This is a genomic window from Sphingomonas sp. GV3, from assembly GCF_031082075.1.
Taxonomy (GTDB): Bacteria; Pseudomonadota; Alphaproteobacteria; order Sphingomonadales; family Sphingomonadaceae; genus Sphingomonas; species Sphingomonas beigongshangi.
Map to the genome: position 1 here is coordinate 2,059,244 of NZ_JARWLE010000001.1, position 20,818 is coordinate 2,080,061.

Consider the following 20,818-nt stretch of genomic DNA (forward strand, 5'->3'; position numbering starts at 1 on the left):
GCAGAACGATGGGCATGATCGAGAAGGCGGAGCGCAAGGGACGGGCACGCGCGGTTCTCTTCTACATGATGGGCGGCATATTGACGGTGAACGTCCTTCTGCCGCTGCTCCCGTTGGAGAGGGACGGTGATCCGGCGTCCAAGGCGGTCGTCCTCGGGTCTTGGCTGGTGATGATCGCGCTGACGCTGTGCAATTTGCTGCCGATCGCCCGCCTGACGCGTCACCCGCTTGCCGCCTTCATGGACGATGAGGCGACCGCCGCGCATCGCATCAAGGCCCTCGCGGCGGGCTTCTGGGCCGCCATCCTGTCCGGGGCAGTGCTGGCGATCGTCGCATCCTATCGCACGGTCGGCGCGGTCGACGCCGCCAAGCTGATCATCACGGCCGCCATGGTGGTGGCGCTGTCCAGCTTTGCGACGCAGGAGCTGCGGGCGACGCGATGAGCGAGTTGCTCAACAGCCTGAAGGACGAACGCGAGCGGCTGGGCCTGACGCAGGCGGGGCTGGCCGAGCGCGCGGGCGTCAGCCGCAAGACGATCAACACGGTCGAGAACGGCGTCTTCGTGCCGTCCACCACGCTTGCGCTGCGACTGGCACGCGTGCTCGGGCGGCCGGTCGAGGCGATATTCCGCCTCGCCGACGATCAGTGAGCGACGGCGGTGTCGAGCAAGGCGCGGACGTCGACCGTCAAGCGCGGGCGCACGGCGGGGGTCGCGGCCGGCACCGCCTGCACCGCGACGACATTCGCCGGCACCGGCATGCTCGCCATGGCCAGCTGGTCGAGGCGGGCGCGATCCTTCCGCCAGCCATCATAAGCGGCGTAGAAGTCGGTGAAGGGCTTTTCGAGCACCGCCAGGCGCCCTGCGGCGAAGGCGGGCAATTCGGCGGCCGTCACCGTCTGCGAATCGGCCAGCGTCGCGGCGGCGGCGCGGCAGAAACCGTCGCGCGCGGGTGATTGCGAGAAGAAATTGTACAGCCGCGTCATCGCATCATCATACCGGTCCTGCCAATCGCCGCCGGCAGCTTTCCATTCGGCCGCATAGCGTTTCTGCGCGTCGGCGAGCGGCAGCTTCTGCGCGGTCAGCAATGCGTTGTAATCGGCGACGATCGCGCCGGCATCCGCGCCGCGACAGGCCAGCGCCGCGACGTTGAGCGCGGCCCGCAGGTGCCAGACGGTTCCGGCCTGCGAGAGGTCGCGATTGGGGGTGGCGTATCGGCCGTCGGCGAGCAGCGCGGGTACCGGCATTCCGGGATATGCGCCCTTCGGCATCGGCACCGCGGCAACCGCCACTGGCGGCGGCAGGGTCGCGACGACGGCGGGCGCCTGCACGGCGCGGCGGGTGGCACAGCCGGCGGTCAGCGCCAGCGCGGTCATGGAGATGGCAATCGAGCGGCGCATGGCTCCGGCGTCCTTCCTGCCCCCCGGCTGATGGAGGCAAGCTTGGCCGCGCGATGGTTAACGCCAGGTAATCACCGCGGCGAACCGACGCTCGTCCGGTCGCACGGCGGGCATGGACGCGCGCACGCGGGACCGGACAAGGGATGCGTCAGGCCGTCCGCGCCTCGAACGCCGCCGCCGCTTCCGCCATCAGCGACGCGATGATGTCGGCGAGCGGCTCCTCCTTCGTCACCATGCCGACCGACTGGCCCGCCATGACGCTGCCGTGCTCGACGTCGCCCTCGATCACCGCGCGGCGCAGCGCACCTGCCCAGTAATGTTCGATCTGTAACTGCGCCTCGGCCATCGCGACGCGGCCTTCGTCGAGGCTCTGCGCGACCTCGCGCTGCTTGGCGGTGAACAGTTCGCCGCCGGCATTCTTGAGCGCACGCACGGGGATCACGGGCAGGCGCGGATCGATCTGCACGCTCGCCACCGCGTCGCGCGCGGAGGCGCGGATGAACGCCTTCTTGAAATTGGGATGCGCGATCGATTCGGTGGCGCAGACGAAGCGCGTGCCGAGCTGGACGCCCGCCGCGCCCATGTCGAGATAGCCCGCGATCGCCTCGCCACGGCCGATGCCGCCGGCGACGAACACCGGCACGTCCGCCGCGATCTCGGGCAGCATCTCCTGCGCGAGCACGCTGGTGGAGACGGGACCGATATGGCCGCCGGCCTCCATGCCCTCGATGACCAGCGCATCGACGCCCGACCGGATCAGTTTCTTGGCGAGCGCGAGCGTCGGGGCGAAGCAGATCAGCTTGGCGCCCATATCCTTGATCGCCTCGAGCGAGCCCTTGGGCGGCAGGCCGCCGGCGAGGACGACATGGCCGACCCGGTGCTTGGCGCACACCGCGATCAGGTCGAACAGCGCGGGGTGCATGGTGATCAGGTTGACGCCGAACGGCTTGTCGGTCAGCGCCCTGGTGCCGGCGATCTCGGCATCGAGCAGGTCCGGCGTCATGGCGCCGCAGGCGATCACGCCGAAGCCGCCGGCATTGGACATGGCGGCGACGAGGTTGCGCTCGCTGACCCAGGACATCGCGCCGGCCATGATCGCGACCTCGCTGCCCAGGAACGCGGCGCCGCGCGCCATGCGACGGTCGAGCCGCTGATGGCCGCTGGACGTGGGAGCGCGATGGTCGGCCCGATCGGCCGTTTCGGAGACGGAGACTGTCATGCCATGCGCCATGCCCGTCCCCGGCCCCTCCCGCAAGCGGGAGGGCAAAGGAAGCCTATGCCGCCTCGGCGTCGAGTCCGTAGGCGGTGTGCAGGACGCGCACCGCGAGTTCGGTCTCGTCCTCGTGAATCAGCACGCTGACCTTGATCTCGCTGGTCGAGATCGCCTGGATGTTGATCCCGCGCTGGCCGAGCACGGTGAACATCGTGCTCGCGACGCCGGCGTGGCTGCGCATGCCGACGCCGACGACGGAGATCTTGGCGACGCGCGTGTCGTGGACCAGTTCGCCGAAGCCGATCGCCTCGCGCGCCTGGTTGAGCGATTCGAGGCTCCGCGCCAGATCGGCCGAGGGCACGGTGAAGGTGACGTCGGTCGACCCATGGTTGTGCGCGATGTTCTGGATGATCATGTCGACGTTGATGTTCGCGTTCGCCAACGGCTCGAAAATCGCCGCCACCGCGCCCGGCTTGTCGGGGACGCTGGTCAGGGTGATCTTCGCCTCGTTCTTGTCGTGCGCGATGCCGGTGATCAGCTGGCGTTCCACGTCTTCTATCTCCTCTTCGCCGACGATCATCGTCCCCGGCAACGTGTCCGCCATCGGCGCGTCGTCGCCGGTGAACGACGAGAGCACCTGGACGCGGACCTGTTCCTTCATCGCCAGCCCGACCGAACGGGTCTGGAGCACCTTCGCGCCGACGCTGGCGAGTTCCAGCATCTCTTCGTAGGTCACCTTGGCGAGCTTGCGTGCGCGCGGGACGATGCGCGGATCGGTGGTGTAGACGCCGTCGACATCGGTATAGATGTCGCACCGGTCGGCCCGCACGGCCGCCGCCACCGCGACCGCCGATGTATCCGAGCCGCCCCGGCCCAGCGTCGTCACGCGGCGATCCTCCGCCAATCCCTGGAAGCCGGGGATCACCGCGACCTCGCCCGCCGCCATGCTCGCGATCAGCGCGTCGGTCTCGATCCCGCCGATCCGCGCCTTGGCATGCGCATCGTCGGTATGGATCGGCAGCTGCCATCCCAGCCAGGAGCGCGCCTGCACGCCCGCCGCCTGCAGCGCGATGGCGAGCAGCCCGCTGGTGATCTGTTCGCCCGCCGAGACGACGACGTCATATTCGCGCGGGTCGTAGAGCGACGACGCCTCGCGACAGAAGCCGACCAGCCGGTCGGTCTCGCCGGCCATGGCGGAGACGACGACCGCGACCTCGTTGCCCGCCGCCACTTCGCGTTTGACGCGGGCGGCGACGCTCCGGATGCGCTCGATCCCGGCCATGGAGGTGCCGCCGAACTTCATCACGATCCGCGCCATCGTCGTCTGCCAAACTCCTTGGGTGAATGGGTGCGCCCTGATAGGTAGCGCCCATGGCAAGCGCAAGCAGCACGAACGACGGCATCGACAGGGCTACCGCGATCACCACGATCGACCCGCGCGAGGCCGCGCATTTCGGCCGCATGGCCGCCGAATGGTGGGATCCCAAGGGCTCGTCGGCGATGCTGCACAGGCTCAACCCGGTTCGCCTGCGCTACATCCGAGCGGCGATCGACCTGCACTGGGATGGCGACGACACCAGCTTCGCCCCGCTTGCCGGCAAGACGGCGCTCGACGTCGGCTGCGGCGCCGGCCTTCTCGCCGAACCGCTCGCCCGTCTCGGCGCGACCGTGACCGGGCTCGACGCCGCCGCGGAGAATGTCGCGGTAGCCCAGGCCCATGCCGCCCAATCCGGCCTTGCCGTGACCTATCGCGCGCATGGCATCGAGGCGGAGACGGGGCGCTATGATCTCGTTTCGTGTCTCGAGGTGGTGGAACATGTCGCCGATCCCGCCGGCTTCGTCCGCGGCCTGGCGGCGGCGCTGGCCGACGACGGCCTGCTCGTCATGTCGACGCCGAACCGCACGCCGCTGTCGCGCCTCGCCCTCATCGGCCTCGCGGAGGGCACGGGCCGCATTCCGCGCGGGACGCACGACTGGAACAAGTTCCTCACGCCCGACGAACTGACCGCTTTGCTGCGCGACGCCGGGCTCGAGGTGACGGACGTCACCGGCCTGTCCTTCTCCCCCGCCAAGGGGTTCGACCTGTCGAGCTCGACCGCGCTCGATTACCTGCTCACCGCGCGGCACGCCTAGCAACATCCGGACATCGATCTGTATTTGGCAAGCGGTGGGCGTGCCGCTACCGACCCGGCCATGGCGGCCCTGACCCATCCGCGCGCCCGGCTCGCGATCCTCGTCCTCGTCGCCCTGGCGGCACGCGCGCTGACGTTCGGCAATCCGGTCGTCCATGTCGACGAGGAATTCTATTATTTCACCGGCAGCGCGCTGTGGCACGGCCAGCTGCCGTTCGTCGACGTGTGGGACAGGAAGCCGATCGGGCTTTTCCTGCTCTACGCGGTGCCGGCCGGACTGGGCTTTCCGTCCGGCATCTGGGCCTATCAGCTGCTCGCGCTCGGCGCGACGATCTGGGCCGCGATGCAGGTCGCCCGGCTCGCGACCCGCGCGGGATTCGCGCGCGGCGCGACGGCGGGCGGCATCGCCTATATCCTCTGGCTCGACCTTCTCGGCGGACAGGGTGGCCAGTCGCCCGTCTTCTACAACCCGCTCGTCGCCGCCGCCGCGCTGCTGATCCTCGGCGCGGCGGCATCGCCCCATCGGCGCGTACGGGGCGCGATCGCGATGACGCTGATCGGCATCGCGCTGCAGATCAAATATTCGGTGCTGCTGGAGGGCATGTTCTTGGGCCTGTGGCTGCTCGCCGACGAATGGCATGCGACGCGCCGCCCGATGGCGCTTGTCGGCCATGGCGCCGCGCTGGTCGCGCTGGCCGTGCTGCCGACGGTCGCCGCCGGCGTCGCCTATGCCGCGATCGGGCAGTGGGACGCGTTCGCCTATGCCAATTTCCTGTCGATCTTCCACCGCAACCCCGACCCGCTGAAGGAGCTGGCGGGCAATCTGGGACAGATCGTCCTCATCACCTCTCCGCTGGTGGCGCTGGCGATCCTCGCCCTTCGCCGTGCGCCGCGCGCGGCCGACCGCCACCACGACCGGACGCGGCGATTCCTCGCGTGGTGGCTGGGCGTGGCGTGCCTCAGCGTGCTCGCCTTCCGGCCGTGGTTCGATCATTACAGCCTGCCGATCCTGCTCCCCGCCTGCGCCGCGGCGGCGGGCATGCTGGGCAGCGCCGCCTGGCAGCGATGGCGGACGCCCGCGCTGCTGCTCACCGCGGCGCTGGCCGGACAGATCGTCCTCGTCGCGCTACGCGCGGAGCGTGGCGAAGCGCGGCAGTTCGCGGCGCTGGCGCAGGCGGTAGGCGATGGGCCGGGCTGTCTCTACGTCTATTCGGGCAGCACCATGCTCTACGTCGCCACCGGGCGGTGCGCGCTGTCGAAGTACATCGTCCCCGCCCATCTCGGTCGCGCACGCGAGGCGGGCGCCACCGGCGTCGACCAGCAGGCCGAAATCGCGCGCATCCTGGCGCAGCATCCGGCGGTGGTCGTGATGCGCCCACCCTATGGCGGCGAGCGCCCCGCCGCCCACGCCTTTGTCACGGCGGCGCTCGCGCCGGACTATCGGCAGACCGCCGCGCTGCCGATGGGCAACGAGACGATCCGCGTCTATAAGCGCGCGCGATGAAACGCCTGCTCGCCTCGATCCACGACGTCTCGCCCCGGTTCGAGGGCGAGGTCGACCGGCTGCTCGATCACCTGGCCCCGCATGTCGGACGGCGTCTGGCGATGCTGGTCGTGCCCGATCACTGGGGCGGCGCGCCGATCACCCCGGCGTTCGCGCAGCGGCTGCGCGGCTGGGCGGACGAGGGCGTGGAGATGTTCGTCCACGGCTGGTTCCATCGCGACGACACGCCGCACCAGGGCAAGGTCGCCGCGCTCAAGGGCAAGCACATGACCGCGGGCGAGGGCGAGTTCCTTGGCCTCAGCCATGCCGACGCGCTCGACCGGATGCGCCGCGGCAAGGCATTGGTCGAGGACATCATCGGCCGCCCGGCGGCCGGCTTCATCGCCCCAGCCTGGCTCTATTCGGACGGCGCGAAGACGGCGCTCGCCGACGCCGGCTTCGCGCTGGCGGAGGATCACGCGCGCGTCTGGGTGCCCGCTGACGGACGCGCGCTCGCCAAGGGGCCGGTGATCACCTGGGCCAGCCGCTCCCGGCCGCGCCAGCTGTCGTCGCTCGCCGCCGCGGCGGTGTTGCGCCCGCTGCTCCAACCGCTCTCGACCGTGCGGATCGCGGTGCATCCGGGCGACGTACGCGTTCCCGCACTGCTCGACAGCATCACGCGGACCTTCGCCGCCTTTCGCCGCCACGCGCCGGCGCGTTATGCGGACCTTCTCGCCGCCTGATCCTGGCCCGCCTTCGCGGCGATCACCGCTTCGTAATGCGCGACGAGTTCGGCGGCATGCGCCTCGTCGGTGCGCACCTTGCCCGACGCGACGGCGGCGGCGCGGCGGACGATCGCCGGATCGCGCGCGCACATGCGCAGGATGGCGTCGGCGCAGGACACCGCGTCACGTTCCCGGAAGCTTTCGGTATACAGCGGGTTGGCAAGTTCCGCCGCGCCGCCGCTGTCGGGCAGGATCAACGGCGCACCACAGGCGAGCGCCTCCGCCGGCACCAGCCCGAACGTCTCGGTGCCGCAACCGTGCACATAGGCATCGCAGCTCGCCATGATCTTCGCCAGGCGCGCACGGTCGTAGACCGGATGGAACAGGCGGATGTGCGGGCTGCTGCCGATGTGGCGTTCCAGCGTCTTGGTATCCATGCCCTGCCCCAGGATGACGAGGCCGACCGGCACGCGCGCGCCCGCGCGCTGCACCGCGTCGATCACCATCGGCCAGCGCTTTTCCGGATGATGCCGGCCGACCCCGAGCAGCAGGTGCGCGTCGGGCGGCAGGTCGCATTGCGCGAGCAACGCGGCGCGCAGCTGCTCGTCGCGCAGGGCGGGCGAGAAGGGCGTCCGCTCGATACCCAGCGGCACGGTCGTGTCGACGCGCACGCCGCGCGCGGTCAGCTGCCGCGTCAGCGCCGGGCCGTTCGTGACGACGGTATCGAATTCGCGCAGGAAGCGCTGGAGGTAGCGGTCATACCAGGAGAACGCGCGCTCGATCCGCCCCTCCGACGCCAGCCGGTTGAACCAGCGCTTGGCATAGGCTTCGAGATTGTCGTTGTGCATGAAGAAGGACCGGATCGCCCGCCCCTTCCAGTTGAGTACGATCCAGGCTGAACGCCACGGCGAGCAATTCTCGATGACATCGGGGTCGAGCGCGTCGAGCCGCGCGTGGATCGGCGCCGGATCCCAGAACAGGCCGTAGTTCGAATCGAACGGCATGCCCCGAGACTTGATATAGTGGATCGCGCCGCCGCCGGGACGATGCTCGATCCGATCCTCCTTGCCGGGGGCGAGCACGATCAGCTCGTGCCCCATGCCCGCGAGCACGCTGATCTTGCGGTCGATATACGTCCGCACGCCGCCGCCGGTCGGTGAATATATCTCGTTGACGTCGACGATCCGCATATCAGTCGCCCTTGATCGGCCCGAACCCGCCCAGGCCCCGCAAATATTGCATGCGGATATTGGTGGTCGCCACGCCGTTGCCAACCTCGATCAGCGCCTGCGGCAACTTGGGCCGCGACATGCCGAGCCGCGCGCCGCCGGGAAAACCGGCGCCGTCCTGGAAGAAGTTGAACTTGTTCTTGCCGTCGCGGTCGTGGGTCGCGAACAGCGCATAGCGGCCGGGATGCGGCACGCGGATGCAGATGTCGACGGCACCCGACGGCGGCGTTTCGACCCAGACGCGGCGGAAGGTCTTGCCCTGCGCGACCAAATCGCGGTCGTCCTTCAGGAAATCGTCCTCGTTCGCCGGGTAGAGTTCCAGCTTCAGCCGGCCCTTGCGATCCTTCAGACCCGTGATGTTAGCCAGGATGGCCGGTCCCTCGCGGCTGGTGCAGGCGGCCGCATCCATGCCGATCACCTGCGCCGACGCCTGCACGGGCGCCAGCACCGTCATGGCCGCGGCCAGCGCCGCGCAAGAGGCCAATCCTGCCGTCTTCATGCCTGCCGTTTCCTCATCACCAGTGATTCGACCGCGAACCCTACGATCAGCACCGCATGGACCAGCAGCACTGCAGCGGCGGTGAACGCGATCAGTTCGGACAATTGCTGATCCTGCCCGATCATCAGGATCGCAAAATTGGCAAAAAGCAGGTCCTTGTTGGGCAAAAGCGGCAATCGTGAGAACAGCATCCGCCCGGCGGACAGGAAGATCCACGTACCTACCGACACGGTCGGCATCGCCAGTGCCCAGGCGATCGCGAGGAACAGGGCGCCGCCGATCAGCCGCCCGCAATGGACGATGAACACGAACCAGAGGTCACGTCGGGAAAGCGAAAAGACGCGCTTCGAGAAGATCAGGAACGGCAGCGACGTACCGAAGATGACGACGAGCGAACCATAGACGTAGCGCATCATCTCCGGCGGGATCAGCGCGCGTCCGACCGGCAGCGCCATCGCGATCATCGCCAGCGTCACCGCATTGCCCGCGATCGCCGACAGGATCGACACGTCCTTGACCGCGCCGAACGGCGCTGCAACGAGATGCGCCCGCGCCCGTGCCCAGGCGTAGAAATACGCCTCGCCCGAATAGCCCATGACCACGTCGTTCGCGATCCGCTTCTTGATCAGCGCGATCAGCCCCGCGGCCGGAATGCCCCAGAGACGGCGGAAGATCAGGAAATCGGCGAGCGGCGGGATGAAATAGAGCGCGGCGAACGCACCGTAGAACAGCGGATTGCGCGGCACCGACTGTTCCAGACCCTTGAGGCCCGAACTCAGCAGCTCATGCGCCAGGCCGCCGAGCATCGCCAGCGTCAGCAGCCCGCCGATGATGGTCGGCCAGCGGCTCTTGATCGTGGCAAGCGGCTCCAGGCCGGGAATGGGGGCGCCGGGGGCGGGATCGGCGTCGGGACGCTCGGATGGCCGGTCTGTACGCTGGTCGATCTGCAACCCGTTGGTCCGCTTTGTGTTGGGGCGCCCTTAGCTGTATCGCATGTGGGGCGCACATGAAATCGCCGTAACTTTCGTATGTGGCCAAGCTGTGGCAGGAGGGCGGCACCACCGATGATCGCCCACCACATCCTCACCTATGCCTGTGACCTTTCCGGCGGCGGCGTCGAGCGTGCGCAATTGCGTCTCGCGCGAAGCTGGCTAGCCGAAGGACGCCGCGTCACCTTCGTTGTCGGAAACACCGACGGACCGCTGGCGGCCGAAATGCCGCACGGGCTGGAGGTCGTATCGCTCGGGTCTGCCGCCTACATGGCGCAATTCCGCCTGCCCGCCATCGTGCGCGAGACACGGCCGGACGTCATCTTCTGCGCCGGCAACTTCTATACGGCCATCGCCGCCTGGACGAAGCTGAGGCTGGGGGCCGACTGTCCGCCGATCGTCGGCAAGATGTCGAACGCCGCCGCGCGTGGCGACCACGGCGCCATCCTGGATCTCGGCCACCGCGCCTGGCTGACGCAGCACGGCTGGTTTCTCGACCATCTCGTCGCGATGACGCCCGCCACGGCGGCGGAAGCGGGGCGGCTGACCCGGATGCACGACCGCACCAGCGTGATTCCCAATCCGCCGGCCCCGCCGGTCGCCGACGCGCCGATGCCGCCCCTGCCCGACGGACGCTTCGTGCTCGGCGTCGGCCGGCTCGTGCCGCAGAAACGATGGGATCGCCTGATCGCCGCGCTGCCTGCGCTGCCGCGCGACGTCCATCTCGCGATCCTGGGCGAGGGCGAGCTGCGCGCGACGCTGGAGCGGCAGGTCGCGGAGCTCGGCCTGACCGGGCGCGTCCGCCTGCTCGGCCATGCCGCGGACCCGCTGCCCGCGATGGCGCGCGCATCGATGCTGGCCTTGCCGTCGGACTATGAGGGCGTGCCCGGGGTGCTCCGCGAGGCGCTGTCGGTCGGGACGCCCGTCGTCACGACCGATTCGAGCCCGGCGGTGGCGGAGATCGTCGGCGATCGGCGGCTCGGCAGCATCGTCGCGCGCGACGACGCGGATGCCCTTGCCGCCGCCCTGTCGCACTGGCTTGCGGCGCCGCGCCCCGACCCCGTGCCGCAACCGGGCAGCGACTCCGCCGCGCGCTATCTGCGGCTGTTCGACTCGCTTATTCGCCCGCCTGTTCGCCTTCGCGCTCGGCGCTACGCTCCAGCGCAGTCTTGACCATCGCGGTCATCGGATCGGCAAGCGCCAGCCCGAGGATGCCGAACAGCGCGCTCGCCATGATCTGCGTGCCCAGCGTCAGCGCGGGCGGCAGGTCGACCGTGCGGCGCGCGACCATCGGCACGACGACATAACCGTCGATCGTCTGGACGACGAGATAGGTGACCAGCGCCCAGATGCCGGTGTGCGTTCCTGCACTGAAGCCGACCGCGACCATCAGGACGCCGGTGATGATGGCGCCGATATTGGGGATGAAGGCGAGGATGCCGGCAATGATGCCGAGCAGCATCGCCATCGGCACACCGCCGATGGCGAGCGCGATGCCGGTGAACACGCCCTCGAACGCCATGCCGACGAGCCGGCCGGCGAGCAGCTTGCGCAGGGTCACGCCCATGCGACGGATGGTGCGCGCGAATTCGGGGCGGGCGTCGGTCGGCACCAGCCACTGCAGCCCGCGTTCGTAGACGCCGGGTTCGATCGCCAGGAACAGGCCCAAGACCAGCATCATGAACAGGCTGGTGATGGCGCCGATCGCCGTGCCGACCCAGGAGGTGACGCGCCCGACGGACCCGAGCGCCTGCTTGGCGATGCCGTTCAGGTCCGACGCGCCGGGCATCAGCCCCTGCTTGCTGAGGAAGCCGGTGAAGCGATTGGCCTGTGCCTCCAGTGTCGAGCGCAGCTGCGTCACCTGTTCAGTGACCTGCACGCCGGTGAGGTAGAAGGTGCCGAGCAGAAAGGCGACGACGAGCAGCACGACAATCAGCAGCCGCCATCCGCGCCCGATCGGCAGCACCTTGCCGAGCAGACGGACGCCGCCGTCGAGCAGCGCCGCGAAGACGATGCCCGCGAGGATGATGAGCAAAGGCTGGATCAGCAGCACGGTGAGCGCGATCGCGCCGGCCATGCCGAACCAGACGCTGGCGCGCTTCAGCTCCTGCCGGACGAACGGATCGCGCAGCTCGTTAGGGCTTGGCTCCTGCACGAGCGGCGTATCCGTGGCCATCGGTATCCCCTTATTGCGTCTGCTGCGGATGCAGCGAAATTCCCGCCCGATGCGAACGGATCGAACCCCACCAGGTCAGCGGGTTGAACGTCGCGTCGCCGTCGAGGCTGAACGTGATGAACTCCGCACGGCCGCCAAGGTTCTCGTAGGGCACCGGTCCGCCGAGTCCGAGCTGGCTCAGCGCGAAGCGACTGTCCGCCGAACGGTCGCGATTGTCGCCCATCAGGAAGACGTGATCAGCGGGGATCGTGATCGGCCCGTAATTGTCGCCGGGGCTGTCGGGCTCAAGGTCGACGGTGTCGTAGCGGCGACCGTTGGGCAGGGTTTCCGTGACGATCGGCAGGTGACAGACGTAGCCGCCGCCCGGGGCGGGACGCTTCGCGCCGAAATAATCGGTTTCGCTGCACGGGCTGTTGGTGTCGACGGGCAGGTCGACATAGTGGAGGGGGCCGCGGGCGACGGGTTTGCCGTTCAGGATCACCGTGCCGCCGCGTACCGCCAGCGTGTCGCCGGGCAGGCCGATGACGCGCTTGATATAGTCGTTGTGCGTCCCCGGCGGCGTGACGATGACGACGTCGCCGCGCGTCGGCAGCCGGCCGAACAGGCGCCCATGGATGAAGGGCAGGCCAACGCTCCAGCTTTCGACCGGCTTGCGGAGTACAACCGATTCGAAGATCGCGACGGGATCGGGAATCGTCGGCGAGACGAACGACCATCCGTACGCGAATTTCGACACGACCAGACGATCACCGATCCGCAGTCCGGGCAGCATCGATTCGGACGGGATGTAGAACGGCTTGGCGATGAAGCTGTGGAAGCCGAGCACGATCAGCACCAGCCAGAAGATGCCCTTGATCTCCCCCCACCAGTCCGTGCCCTTCTTCGCGGGGGGCGTGTCGGTCGTCGCTGCGACCGGGGCCGGGGTCGGGGCATTGCGCTCGGCCGTTTCGCTGGTGTCCAACACCGCTTCCTTCATGCCTTGGGGTCGGGGATCGCCTCGATCACCACGAAGGCCTGCGCCCAGGGATGATCGTCGGTCAGGGTCAAGTGAATGCGGGCGACGTGGCCCTCGGGGACCATCGCGTCAAGGCGTTCCTTCGCACCGCCCGTCAGCGCCAGCGTCGGCGCGCCGGAAAGGGCGTTCACGACGCCGATGTCCTTCATGAACACGCCTGCCTTGAAACCGGTGCCGACCGCCTTCGAAAACGCCTCCTTGGCGGCAAAGCGCTTGGCGAGCGTACCGGCTCGGGTGAACGGCCGTCGCGCCGCGCGGGCCAGCTCCTGCTCGGTGAACACGCGCTGCTCGAACCGCGCGCCGAACCGGTCGAGCGATGCCTGGATCCGCTCGATGTTGCACAGGTCGGAGCCGAGACCGACGATCACGCCGCCATCCTCACCGCGCCGCATCCATCTCGGCGCGCATGCGGCGGACCGCCGCGTCGAGCCCGACGAACAGCGCCTCGCCGATCAGGAAATGACCGATGTTGAGCTCGCGCACCTGGGGGATCGCCGCGATCGGCCCGACATTGTCATAGGTCAGGCCATGGCCCGCGTGCACCTCGATCCCGTTCTTCGCCGCGAGCGCCGCGGCGTCGGACAGGCGACGCAGTTCCTCGCTGCGCGTTTCGCCATCCAGTTCCGCGTAGCGCCCGGTGTGCAGCTCGACGACCGGCGCGCCGAGCCGGATCGCGGCATCGATCTGCGCGGCGTCCGGCTCGATGAACAGCGAGACCCGCACGCCCGCCTCGGCCAGCGCGGTGACCATCGGCGCCAGATGATGGAACTGTCCCGCCGCGTCCAAGCCACCCTCGGTGGTCCGCTCCTCGCGCTTTTCCGGCACGATGCACGCCGCGTGGGGGCGATGGCGCAGCGCGATGCCCAGCATCTCGTCGGTCGCCGCCATCTCGAGGTTGAGCGGGATCGTCAGTTCGGCCGCCAGCCGCGCGATATCCGCGTCGGTGATATGGCGGCGATCCTCGCGCAGGTGTGCGGTGATCCCGTCCGCGCCGGCCTCTGCCGCGAGCAGCGCGGCGCGAACCGGGTCGGGATAACCGCTACCGCGCGCGTTGCGCACGGTCGCGACGTGATCGATGTTGACGCCCAGCCGTAGAGGATCGGGCCGCGGGTCGCGCGTCATGAACAGGCCGCCGCGGATAGCATGTCGAAACTGAACCCCTTGCCCTGCCAGATTTCGCCGAACTCGAATTCGGCCCGGTCGACGAACGCTATCACGACCACATCCTTCTCCGGAATCATGATGTTGCGGACCTGCACCCCGCCGATCTGTCCCCGCCGCTCGACGATGCGGACCGGCGCGTCACAGCCCTTGAGCGATGCGGGAAAGACCCATTGCCCCAAAGCGATCCAGCCGAGCTTCGCCTGGCCGTCCCACATCTCGGCACGCGCCCGCGCCGACATCAGCTTGCCGCCGAGCAGGGCCCGGTCGAAGGCGAGCAGGTCCTGGGCGGTACCGAACAGCCCGGCGGCGGCACCAAAGGCGGCAAGATCATAGTCGCTGTCGGGACGGCCACTCACCGATCCCTGCACCGTCGCGCGCTTGGTCGGAAAGGCGCCGAGCGATTTCAGGCCGAGCGGCCGTGCCAGTCGTTCGTCCACCAGGGTCTGCCAGCGCTTGCCGGTCACCGCTTCCAGCAGCGCGCCCGCGACGACATAGTCGCAGTTGTTGTACGACCAATTGCCGCCCGCCGCCTCCTTCACCGGTCCCGCGCAATAACCGGTGAGGGGATCGCGGCTGCCGGTATAGTCGGGGCGGTCATATGCGGGCACCGCATCGGGAGACGGGGCGGTGTCTTCGGGATTCGGCAGGCCGGACTGATGCCGGAGCAGCTGCCGGACCGTGACCCGCGCGGCGTTCGCACTGGCGAAACGGGGCAGATAGGTGGCGACGGATGTGTCCAGGTTTATCCGGCCGGCGTCGACCTCCTGCATGATCAGGGTCGCGACGATCTGCTTGGTGACGGAGGCCCAGCGCCACACCACGGGAGCGCCCGCCGCGCGGATGTCCGCGTCGGTACGCAGGCGCTTCAAGGGGCCGGCACGGACGATCGTGTCCACGTCCCAGCTGTTCGGGCCGCGGGCGATGACATATTCCCCACGGAAGCCGTGGCGCGCCTCGACGGCGGCGAAGCGCGTGCCGGCCCTGTCGTTGTCGGTTTCCGGCAGCCGGTCGACCCACCGGATCGCCATCGGCGCTTGCGGCGCGACGGGTGCCTGCGGCGCGACGGGTGGTTGCTGGACGGCGGGCGCGGCCTGCCCCGCAGGGACGGCAGCGGCCAGGAGCGTCAGGGCCGCCCGCAGCGTCATGCCGCCCGGCTCCCCGGCTTGATCGCGGGGATCGCCGCCAGTTCGGGCGGCAGCGCGTCGGGCTCATAGGTCGGCACGTCCAGCCGGATCAGCGGGAAGAAGGGCACGCCGATGTCGGCCTGGCCGTTCGACCGGTCTACCAGAGCGGCGCCCGCGATCACGCGGCCGCCAGCCGCCTCGATCGCCTTGATCGCTTCGCGGCTCGACAGGCCGGTCGTCACGACGTCCTCCATCATCAGCACCGCCTGCCCCTCGTCGAGGCGGAAGCCGCGGCGCAGCTCGAACGTGCCCGTCGGCCGCTCGACGAACATCGCCGGGACGCCGAGCGCGCGCGCCATTTCATGGCCCGCGATGACCCCGCCCATGGCCGGCGAGACGACTGCGGTGATCCGGTCGCGCAGGTCCGCGGGGATGCGCGCGGCGAGCGCCTCGCTCAGCCGCGCGCCGCGGCGCGGGTCCATCAGCACGCGCGCGCACTGGAGATAGCGCGACGAGCGCAAACCGGACGAAAGGATGAAATGCCCCTCCAGCAACGCATCGGCGGCACGGAATTCGGCGAGGACGTCGTCGTCGGTCATCGGCTTTCCTTATAGCGGCGGGCGAGCCGTCGCGCGCGTCCATAGGACCGCGCCGGCCGCGCGCCAAGCGGGCCGACGCGTGCTTTTCGACGGCGGCGCTTGAGGCGGGCCTAGCCGCCGCGTATAGGCCGTGGCAAAAGGGGCGCGAAAGGCGTGCCGCAAACGGCCGAGGGCCGACCGGACGACGGGCACCAGCGGCTCCGAAGGCCGCTTAGGACGAGGGCACTGAACGGGGTGACGACACAGATGCGCAACAGGATGAGGGGGATGGCCGTGGCCGCCGGGCTGGCGCTGGCCGGTCTCGGAACGGTCCCGGCAGGAGCGGCGGCGCCGCAGGCGGGTGCCACGGCGCAGACGGCCCCGGCCCCGCAGGCCGCGGCCGGTCCCGGCAAGGTTTCGAACATCGCGCCGACGACGGCAAACGCCACGCCGCCCGCCGCGCCCGCCTCGCCGACGCTGGCGATGGACGGCGCCCCCGCGATGACCGCGGCGCCCGACGTCGGCCATCCCATCGACGGCCGCATCGGCCTGCAGCCCCAGGTGACGACGAACGGCCAGTTCGCGCACTGGATGCACGACAGCATCCTGCTGCCGCTGATCTCGGTGATCTCGATCTTCGTGCTGCTGCTGCTCGTCTGGGTGGTGATCCGCTATCGCCGTGCGGCGAATCCGGTGCCGTCGAAGACCAGCCACAACACCTTCATCGAGGTGATCTGGACGCTCGCCCCGGTCGTCATCCTGGTGCTGATCGCCATTCCGTCGATCGGGCTGCTCCAGGCGCAGTTCAAGCCGGCACCCGCCGGCGCGGTGACGCTGAAGGCGATCGGCAACCAATGGTATTGGAGCTACCAATATCCGGACAACGGCGGCTTTGAGATCACCGCCAACATGCTGAAGGAAAAGGGTGATCCCACGCTGGCGCCGGGCGCCCGCTACCGCACCGACGCTGACGGCCCGCGCCTGCTCGCCGCCGACAACCGCATCGTCCTGCCGGTCGGCGTGCCGATCCGGCTGATCACCACGTCGCAGGACGTGATCCATAGCTGGGCGGTTCCCGCCTTCTGGATCAAGCTGGACGCGGTGCCCGGCCGCCTCAACGAGACGAGCTTCACGATCAAGCAACCCGGCCTTTATTTCGGCCAATGCTCGGAACTGTGCGGCGCGCGCCACGCCTTCATGCCGATCGCGGTCGAGGCCGTGCCCCCGGCGCAGTTCGCGGCCTGGGTCAAGGCGAAAGGCGGCACGATGCCGGGCGGCAAGGCGCCGTCCGACAAGGTGATCCCGCAGCCGGGCGCCGACGGCTCCGCCGCCAAGCAGGCGGAGGCCAAGGCCGCCGACGCCGCCACCGGCCCGGTCGAGAACACGACCGCCGCCGCTCCCACTTCATCGCAAGGTGCGACCGCCAACGGGGCGGTCGGCAACGCGGGACAGTAAGATGACAGATACCGCACTCCACGCCCCCCACGGCGCGCATTTCGTCGCCCACGACGATCATGCGCACCACGATGCCGACCATAAGCCCGGCTTCTTCGCCCGCTGGTTCATGTCGACGAACCACAAGGACATCGGCACGCTGTACCTGATCTTCGCGATCGTCGCGGGGATCATCGGCGGCGCGATTTCCGGCCTGATGCGCGCCGAACTCGCCAAGCCCGGCATCCAATATCTGGTCGGCTGGGCGAACTGGCTGCCCGGCGGCGACGGCGGACTCGACCACGCGCTCCACCTGTGGAACGTGCTGATCACCGCGCACGGCCTGATCATGGTCTTCTTCATGGTCATGCCGGCGATGATCGGCGGCTTCGGCAACTGGTTCGTGCCGATCATGATCGGGGCGCCCGACATGGCCTTCCCGCGGATGAACAACGTCAGCTTCTGGCTGCTCATCCCGGCCTTCTCGCTGCTGCTCGCCTCGCCCTTCTTCGGCGGTGCAGGCACCGGCTGGACGGTGTACGCCCCGCTGTCGACCTATGGCGAACCGGGCCCCAGCGTCGACATGGCGATCCTGTCGCTCCACCTTGCCGGCGCCTCGTCGATCCTCGGCGCGATCAACTTCATCACCACCATCTTCAACATGCGCGCGCCGGGCATGACGCTGCACAAGATGCCGCTGTTCGTCTGGTCGGTGCTGGTCACCGCCTTCCTGCTGCTGCTCGCGCTGCCGGTGCTGGCCGCGGCGATCACCATGCTGCTGACCGACCGCAATTTCGGCACGACCTTCTTCGACCCGGCCGGCGGCGGCGACCCGATCCTGTACCAGCACCTCTTCTGGTTCTTCGGCCACCCCGAAGTGTACATCATGATCCTGCCGGGCTTCGGCATCGTCAGCCAGATCATCGCCACGTTCAGCCGCAAGCCCGTCTTCGGCTATCTCGGCATGGCCTATGCCATGGTCGCGATCGGCGTGGTCGGCTTCGTCGTCTGGGCGCACCACATGTTCGTCACCGGCCTGTCGGTGAACGTGAAGATGTACTTCACCGCCGCCACCATGGTGATCGCGGTGCCGACCGGCATCAAGATCTTCAGCTGGATCGCCACGATGTGGGGCGGCTCGCTGTCGTTCAAGACGCCGATGGTCTGGGCGATCGGCTTCATCTTCATGTTCACCGTCGGCGGCGTGACCGGCGTCGTGCTCGCCAACGGCGGCATCGACGACTATATGCAGGACACCTATTACGTCGTCGCCCACTTCCACTACGTGCTGTCGCTGGGTGCGGTGTTCGGCCTGTTCGCCGGCTTCTATTACTGGTTCCCGAAGATGTTCGGGAAGATGTACAACGAGTTCCTCGGCCAGCTGCATTTCTGGGTGTTCTTCATCGGCGTGAACCTGCTGTTCTTCCCGATGCACTTCCTGGGCCTGCAGGGCATGCCGCGCCGCTATCCGGACTATCCGGACGCCTATGCGACCTGGAACGCGCTGGCGAGCCACGGCTATGAGATCATGGCCGCGGGCATGGCGATCTTCTTCGTCAACGTGATCTATTCGCTGATCGCGGGACCGAAGGCGCCGGACAATCCCTGGGGCGAAGGCGCGACGACGCTGGAATGGACGTTGTCCTCTCCCCCGCCGTATCACCAGTTCGAAACCCTGCCGAAGATCGACTGACGGATCGGAAGGCACGGGGCAGATAGCGACGCCCCGCCCCTTCCGATCGTCAACCATTTCCGGCCTGCTCGAAGACGCCCCGGCACCACTGCCGGGGCGTTTTTCGTTACGCCTACGACCAGCCCGGCCCTTTTTGCGGCGAGCGGTAAGTCGTTCACCTTCTTCGTTAACGTCTGCACGGCTAGGGTCTGGCGTATCTCGGGTGCGCCGGCGGGAGGGTCGCCGGCGCGCGGGGTGGGGACCAGAGACGACATGTTGGACGCGGATGGCGCGGGCGGATCGACGCCCGTCGAGGAGGCGGGTGTAACGGCAGCGGCGGGAGCGACCGCCTTGTCGGCGAAGACTGCGACCGTGATCGGCGCCGCCACGCTGCTGGCGGCATGCGGCGGCAGCGACGGCGGCACCAGCGCGACGGCGCCGAGTGCCCCCGTCGTCGTGGCGCCCGCGGCGATCACCACAGCGCAGGCAAGCCGCTTCCTGGTGCAGGCGACGATGGGCGCCACGCGCAGCATGATCGACACGGTCGTCAGCCGACGGTTCGAAGGCTGGATCGACGATCAGTTCGCGATGCCGCGTGCGACGTCGCACTGGGACTGGCTGGTCGCCAACGGCTATAACGTCGCCGCGAACATCAACAGCGAGGCCGGCTTCGACGCGACGATGTGGCGCCAGCTGATCGCGGAGCCGGACCAACTGCGCCAGCGCGTCGGCATGGCGCTGCTCGACATGCTGGTCGTCGGCATCGGCGGCGTGAACCTCAACTGGAAACAGTTCGCCACCGCCGCCTATGTCGACGTTCTGCTCGACAATGCGTTCGGCAACTATCGCACGTTGATGGATGCGATCACGAGCAATGCGGCGATGGGCTCGTTCCTCACCTTCCTCGCCAACCGCAAGGCGAATCCGGCGACGGGCGCGCAGCCGGACGAGAATTACGCACGCGAGCTGATGCAGCTGTTCACGCTGGGCCTGTACCAGCTCAACATGGACGGCAGCGTCAAGACCGGCGCATCCGGAACGCCGCTCGAAACCTATACGCAGGCCGACGTCACCGGTCTCGCCCGTGTCTTCACCGGCCTCAGCCTCGCCAGCTCCGTTTCCACGACACCTGATCGGTATCGCCAGCCACTGGTGATGAACGCCGCGATCAACGAAACCGGCAGCGCGAGCTTCCTCGGCACCAGCGTCAGCGGCGGCGGCATGGCGGCGGTCAAGACCGCGCTGGACACGATCTTCGCCCATCCCAACATCGCGCCGTTCGTATCGAGGCAGCTGATCCAGCGGCTCGTCACCAGCAACCCGTCGCCGGCCTATGTCGGCCGGGTCGCCGCCACGTTCGCCGACAACGGATCGGGCGTGCGCGGCGACATGAAGGCGGTGATCAAGGCGATCCTGCTCGATACCGAAGCCCGCAGCGATGCGGCACTGACCAGCGCGACCGCCGGCAAATTGCGCGAGCCGGTCATGCGCCTCACCGCCTGGGCACGGGCATTCGGCGTCGCCTCGCCCTCCAATGCCTGGGCAATCGGCGATACGTCGAACATGTCCAGCCGGCTGGCCCAGTCGATGGGCCGCAGCCAGACCGTCTTCAATTTCTTCAGGCCCGGCTACGCGCCGCCGGCGACCGCGATCGCCAGCGCGGGCCTGGTCGCGCCCGAATTCCAGATCACCAACGAACAGAGCGTCGTCGCCTACGTCAATTATATGCAGGGACTGGTCGCCAACGGCACCGGCGACGTGAAGGCGGACTATACGGCGATCCTGACCAAGGCGTCGGACAGCGCCGCTTTGGTCGACGAGGTCAATCTGGTCCTGGCCGCCGGCCAGCTGAGCGGCACGACCGTCACCGCGATCCGTGCCGCGGTCGACAGTATCGCGACCACCGCCACCAATGCCGCGCAGAACCGCGTGAACGTCGCGATCCTGCTGACCCTCGCCTCCCCCGAATTCATCACGGTGCGCTGAC

At 68.7% G+C, this 20,818-nt stretch carries 21 protein-coding genes; 9 read left to right on the top strand and 12 right to left on the bottom strand.

The window, feature by feature from the left end:
• Nucleotides 1-8 precede the first annotated feature (8 nt).
• Both RF701_RS09725 and RF701_RS09730 read left to right on the top strand, forming a co-directional pair.
• Nucleotides 9-443 carry a hypothetical protein gene (locus RF701_RS09725; RefSeq protein ID WP_210357746.1) on the top strand — a complete coding sequence of 145 codons (435 nt, stop codon included), beginning with the start codon at nt 9-11 and terminating at the stop codon, nt 441-443.
• On the top strand, nt 440-649 hold the full coding sequence (locus RF701_RS09730) for a helix-turn-helix transcriptional regulator (protein WP_203311392.1): 210 nt from the start codon (nt 440-442) through the stop codon (nt 647-649). Before RF701_RS09725 ends, RF701_RS09730 begins: the two co-directional genes overlap by 4 nt.
• Here RF701_RS09730 and RF701_RS09735 read toward each other — a convergent pair.
• From RF701_RS09735 to RF701_RS09745, 3 genes are all read right to left on the bottom strand, one after another.
• The gene (locus RF701_RS09735) at nt 643-1,398 is read right to left on the bottom strand and encodes a hypothetical protein (RefSeq protein ID WP_308814815.1); all 756 of its coding nucleotides are present in this window, start codon (nt 1,396-1,398) and stop codon (nt 643-645) included. The two genes, RF701_RS09730 and RF701_RS09735, sit on opposite strands and share 7 nt — an antisense overlap.
• A 148-nt stretch (nt 1,399-1,546) precedes the next feature.
• Nucleotides 1,547-2,533 carry a nitronate monooxygenase gene (locus RF701_RS09740; RefSeq protein ID WP_308815647.1) on the bottom strand — a complete coding sequence of 329 codons (987 nt, stop codon included), beginning with the start codon at nt 2,531-2,533 and terminating at the stop codon, nt 1,547-1,549.
• A 139-nt stretch (nt 2,534-2,672) separates the two neighbouring features.
• Nucleotides 2,673-3,929, bottom strand: a complete 1,257-nt coding sequence (locus RF701_RS09745) for an aspartate kinase (RefSeq protein ID WP_210357744.1) — start codon at nt 3,927-3,929, stop codon at nt 2,673-2,675.
• A gap of 53 nt (nt 3,930-3,982) precedes the next feature.
• Here RF701_RS09745 and ubiG point away from each other — a divergent pair, with 53 nt between their 5' ends.
• From ubiG to RF701_RS09760, 3 genes are read left to right on the top strand one after another with little or no spacing between them, the layout of a single operon-like run.
• Nucleotides 3,983-4,744: a bifunctional 2-polyprenyl-6-hydroxyphenol methylase/3-demethylubiquinol 3-O-methyltransferase UbiG gene (gene ubiG / locus RF701_RS09750; RefSeq protein WP_210357743.1), complete on the top strand. Its 762-nt coding sequence runs from the start codon at nt 3,983-3,985 to the stop codon at nt 4,742-4,744.
• A 60-nt stretch (nt 4,745-4,804) separates the two neighbouring features.
• Nucleotides 4,805-6,247, top strand: a complete 1,443-nt coding sequence (locus tag RF701_RS09755) for a hypothetical protein (protein WP_308814816.1) — start codon at nt 4,805-4,807, stop codon at nt 6,245-6,247.
• The gene (locus RF701_RS09760) at nt 6,244-6,969 is read left to right on the top strand and encodes a DUF2334 domain-containing protein (RefSeq protein WP_203311397.1); all 726 of its coding nucleotides are present in this window, start codon (nt 6,244-6,246) and stop codon (nt 6,967-6,969) included. Before RF701_RS09755 ends, RF701_RS09760 begins: the two co-directional genes overlap by 4 nt.
• Here RF701_RS09760 and RF701_RS09765 read toward each other — a convergent pair.
• Genes RF701_RS09765 through RF701_RS09775 form a run of 3 tightly spaced genes read right to left on the bottom strand, consistent with a single transcriptional unit; the run spans nt 6,945 to nt 9,629 of the window.
• Nucleotides 6,945-8,141, bottom strand: coding sequence for a glycosyltransferase (locus RF701_RS09765; RefSeq protein ID WP_210357740.1), 1,197 nt, complete (start codon nt 8,139-8,141; stop codon nt 6,945-6,947). The two genes, RF701_RS09760 and RF701_RS09765, sit on opposite strands and share 25 nt — an antisense overlap.
• Before the next feature lies 1 nt (nt 8,142).
• Nucleotides 8,143-8,679, bottom strand: a complete 537-nt coding sequence (locus RF701_RS09770) for a DUF2141 domain-containing protein (RefSeq protein ID WP_210357739.1) — start codon at nt 8,677-8,679, stop codon at nt 8,143-8,145.
• A complete protein-coding gene (locus tag RF701_RS09775) occupies nt 8,676-9,629 on the bottom strand; it encodes a hypothetical protein (protein WP_246848045.1) in 954 nt (317 codons plus the stop codon). Before RF701_RS09775 ends, RF701_RS09770 begins: the two co-directional genes overlap by 4 nt.
• A 114-nt stretch (nt 9,630-9,743) precedes the next feature.
• On the opposite strand from RF701_RS09775, the gene RF701_RS09780 reads away from it, so the two are divergent.
• Nucleotides 9,744-10,841, top strand: coding sequence for a glycosyltransferase (locus tag RF701_RS09780; protein WP_210357738.1), 1,098 nt, complete (start codon nt 9,744-9,746; stop codon nt 10,839-10,841).
• On the opposite strand, the gene RF701_RS09785 is transcribed toward RF701_RS09780, so the two are convergent.
• The 6 genes from RF701_RS09785 to pyrE are packed head-to-tail and all read right to left on the bottom strand — an operon-like array spanning nt 10,786 to nt 15,746.
• Entirely contained in the window at nt 10,786-11,844 is a 1,059-nt protein-coding gene (locus tag RF701_RS09785; protein WP_308814818.1) for an AI-2E family transporter, read from the bottom strand. The two genes, RF701_RS09780 and RF701_RS09785, sit on opposite strands and share 56 nt — an antisense overlap.
• Before the next feature lie 10 nt (nt 11,845-11,854).
• Nucleotides 11,855-12,820 carry a signal peptidase I gene (gene lepB / locus RF701_RS09790; protein ID WP_308814819.1) on the bottom strand — a complete coding sequence of 322 codons (966 nt, stop codon included), beginning with the start codon at nt 12,818-12,820 and terminating at the stop codon, nt 11,855-11,857.
• On the bottom strand, nt 12,817-13,227 hold the full coding sequence (gene acpS, locus RF701_RS09795) for a holo-ACP synthase (protein WP_308814820.1): 411 nt from the start codon (nt 13,225-13,227) through the stop codon (nt 12,817-12,819). The genes lepB and acpS overlap by 4 nt, the downstream gene beginning before the upstream one ends.
• Before the next feature lie 10 nt (nt 13,228-13,237).
• A complete protein-coding gene (locus RF701_RS09800) occupies nt 13,238-13,981 on the bottom strand; it encodes a pyridoxine 5'-phosphate synthase (protein WP_308814821.1) in 744 nt (247 codons plus the stop codon).
• Entirely contained in the window at nt 13,978-15,168 is a 1,191-nt protein-coding gene (locus RF701_RS09805; protein WP_210357733.1) for a serine hydrolase, read from the bottom strand. The genes RF701_RS09800 and RF701_RS09805 overlap by 4 nt, the downstream gene beginning before the upstream one ends.
• Nucleotides 15,165-15,746 carry an orotate phosphoribosyltransferase gene (pyrE, locus tag RF701_RS09810; protein ID WP_210357732.1) on the bottom strand — a complete coding sequence of 194 codons (582 nt, stop codon included), beginning with the start codon at nt 15,744-15,746 and terminating at the stop codon, nt 15,165-15,167. Before pyrE ends, RF701_RS09805 begins: the two co-directional genes overlap by 4 nt.
• Before the next feature lie 258 nt (nt 15,747-16,004).
• Here pyrE and coxB point away from each other — a divergent pair, with 258 nt between their 5' ends.
• The 3 genes from coxB to RF701_RS09825 all read left to right on the top strand — a co-directional run bounded on the left by coxB (nt 16,005) and on the right by RF701_RS09825 (nt 20,817).
• The gene (gene coxB / locus RF701_RS09815; RefSeq protein WP_308814823.1) at nt 16,005-17,180 is read left to right on the top strand and encodes a cytochrome c oxidase subunit II; all 1,176 of its coding nucleotides are present in this window, start codon (nt 16,005-16,007) and stop codon (nt 17,178-17,180) included.
• A 1-nt stretch (nt 17,181) separates the two neighbouring features.
• A complete protein-coding gene (gene ctaD / locus RF701_RS09820) occupies nt 17,182-18,852 on the top strand; it encodes a cytochrome c oxidase subunit I (RefSeq protein WP_203311407.1) in 1,671 nt (556 codons plus the stop codon).
• A 252-nt stretch (nt 18,853-19,104) separates the two neighbouring features.
• Complete coding sequence (locus RF701_RS09825) at nt 19,105-20,817, top strand: DUF1800 domain-containing protein (RefSeq protein ID WP_308814825.1); 1,713 nt, start codon at nt 19,105-19,107, stop codon at nt 20,815-20,817.
• Nucleotide 20,818 lies beyond the last annotated feature (1 nt).